The organism is Streptomyces murinus (assembly GCF_002154555.1).
Classification (GTDB): Bacteria; Actinomycetota; Actinomycetes; order Streptomycetales; family Streptomycetaceae; genus Streptomyces; species Streptomyces murinus.
The window spans coordinates 1-2,124 of the sequence record NZ_MUNF01000969.1; the positions used below are offsets into that span (position 1 = coordinate 1).

2 protein-coding genes and 1 pseudogene are annotated in these 2,124 nt (G+C 74.4%); all 3 read right to left on the bottom strand.

Features of this window, described 5'->3' with window-relative positions; genetic code table 11:
• Nucleotides 1–1,137: pseudogene (locus tag CCN72_RS36985) on the bottom strand (PD40 domain-containing protein); the annotation flags it as partial.
• Between the two features lie 45 nt (nucleotides 1,138–1,182).
• A complete protein-coding gene (locus CCN72_RS36990; protein ID WP_237553457.1) occupies nucleotides 1,183–1,716 on the bottom strand; it encodes a hypothetical protein in 534 nt (177 codons plus the stop codon).
• A 115-nt stretch (nucleotides 1,717–1,831) separates the two neighbouring features.
• On the bottom strand, nucleotides 1,832–2,124 hold a 293-nt coding region (locus CCN72_RS36995; protein ID WP_086812667.1), incomplete at its 5' end, for a VOC family protein.

Sequence of the window (2,124 nt, forward strand, 5' to 3'; positions counted from 1 at the left end):
GAATGGGTCGTCTGGGTCACCGACGCCGAGGGCGGGGCCGGTGGCGGGGGCGAACTCCAGGGCGTCCTCGCCCTCGGCGTCGGTGACCCAGACGACCCATTCCTCGCCGTCGGCGCGGAAGGTGCGGGGCAGCCGGGTGCGGACGCCGGGTTCGGCGGCGAGGGCGCGCACCGGTCCTGAGCGGTGGGTGACCCAGTGGACGGTGCCGCGCAGGCCGACGGCGCTGCCGCGGGCGGTGTGGTCGGGGGCGGCCGAGCCGAACCAGTGGGAGGTGCTCGCCTGAAAGGGCTGGAGGTCGACGCGGGGGCCGCCCAGGCGGATGTCCAGGGGGCGCGGGGCGCTGCCGTCGAGGTCGTCGAGGAGCCAGAGCCGGCCGGCGCCGGTGTAGACGACGCGGGTGCCGTCGGTGGCGGCGTGGCGGGCGTAGAAGCCGTCGATCGGGGTGTGCCGGCGCAGGTCGGAGGCGTCGGCGCGGGAGGAGTAGAGGGCGCCGGTGCCCTCGTGGTCGGAGAGGAAGGCGATGCGGTCGCCGACCCAGAGGGGGTACTCGATGTTGCCGTCGAGTTCCTGGTGCAGCCGGGTGAACTCGCCGTCTCCGTCGCGGTCGATCCACAGTTTGCCCGCGGTGCCGCCGCGGTAGCGCTTCCACCAGGCGGCCTCGCGGCCCATCGGGGCGGACAGCAGCACCGGGTGCGGGCCGTGGGCGACGTCGCCGACCGGGCCGTACGGCAGGGTGGTGGCGGGGCCGCCGTCAAGGGGGACGGCGCGGGCCCAGGTGCGGCGCGGGCTGGGCTGGCCGGTGGTGCTCAGCGCGAGGACCTGGCCCTCGGGGGTCCAGCCGCGGACCTGGGTGCGCCAACTGCCCCAGTGGGTGAGGCGTTTGGCCGGTCCGCCGTCGACGGGGGCGATGTGTACCTCGGGGGCGCCGTCGCGGGTGGAGGTCCAGGCGAGGGTGGTGCCGTCGGGCGAGATACGGGGGTGGTCCACCGGGATGTTGTCGGCACTGGCCCGCCAGGCGCGGCCCCCTTCGAGGGGGGCGAGCCACACGTCGTCCTCGGCGACGAATGTCACCAGGTCGCCGTGCAGGTGCGGGAATCGGAGGTAGCCGGAGGTTCCTGTCGAAGCGCCCTGAGTCACCCCGTCACCTTACGCAGCGGTCGCCGTCCGCGGGTCCCTTTTCGATCACTTGCCCGCCACGGGCAGGCAGTTGGGGTCGCTCTGGCACCAGAGGGTCCGGGTGACGGTGACCGTGACGGCGGGTTGCGCGCCGACGGGCGGGTAGCTGGGCGGGCGGTACGTCGGTCCCGGCGCGGCCGAGCAGTCGCCGAGCCCGCTGACGTGGAACACCTGTCTGCCGCCGACCCTGGCCCGCAGATCGCCCCGCACACAGGCGCCGTCCACGGCCCGGGTCACCTCTCCGTTGACGGTGATCCGCCCGCGGCCCCTGGTCTCGCCCTGGCAGTCCACGGAGACGACCGCGCTCTGCCCCGGCGCGACCGTCGCCCCGGCGCTCCCGCCCTGATCACCCACGCAGTTGAGCCAGCTGACGTCCACGTCCGCCTGCTCCAGCCGCGCGCTCGCCATCGTCCCGGTGGTGTAGGCCACCCCGGCCGTCCCGAGCACATCCGACTGGCACCCCACGACACCGACACCGGCCGCGACGACGATCCCGGCAACAGCGACCATCCGCGCCCGAACCCACAGGAATGCCCCCATGCACGGCAGAGTGCCACCTGCGGAGCGCCGGACGGAAGCCCGAGCCCGAGCACTCACCCGTTCGGCGTGCCGGTTCCTTCGAAACGGCGCCCGCCGAGGGGCGGTTGCCGCTCCCTCAGCCCCGCAGCAGCAGCCACTCCTGGAGTTCCACCAGGTTGTCCTCGGGGTCCTTGAGGTGGGCGACGCGCATGCGGTCGGTCAGGGGGGTGGGGGGCTGGAGGAGGGTGGCGCCGCGGGCGGTGATGTCGGCGCAGTACGTGTCGAGGTCGTCGACGCGCAGGACGACCAGGGAGCGGTGGCCGTCGGCGGGGTCGGCGAGTTCGGGGAGGAGTTCGGCCATCATGGCGCGGTCCTGGAGGGCGATGCCGGCGGAGCCCGTGTGGGGGCTGAACTTCTCGTAGGGGCCCT

What these genes read in the sequence shown, in the direction of transcription:
- CCN72_RS36990 (WP_237553457.1), bottom strand. Translation starts at nt 1,716, where the DNA reads ATGGGGGCATTCCTGTGGGTTCGGGCGCGGATGGTCGCTGTTGCCGGG.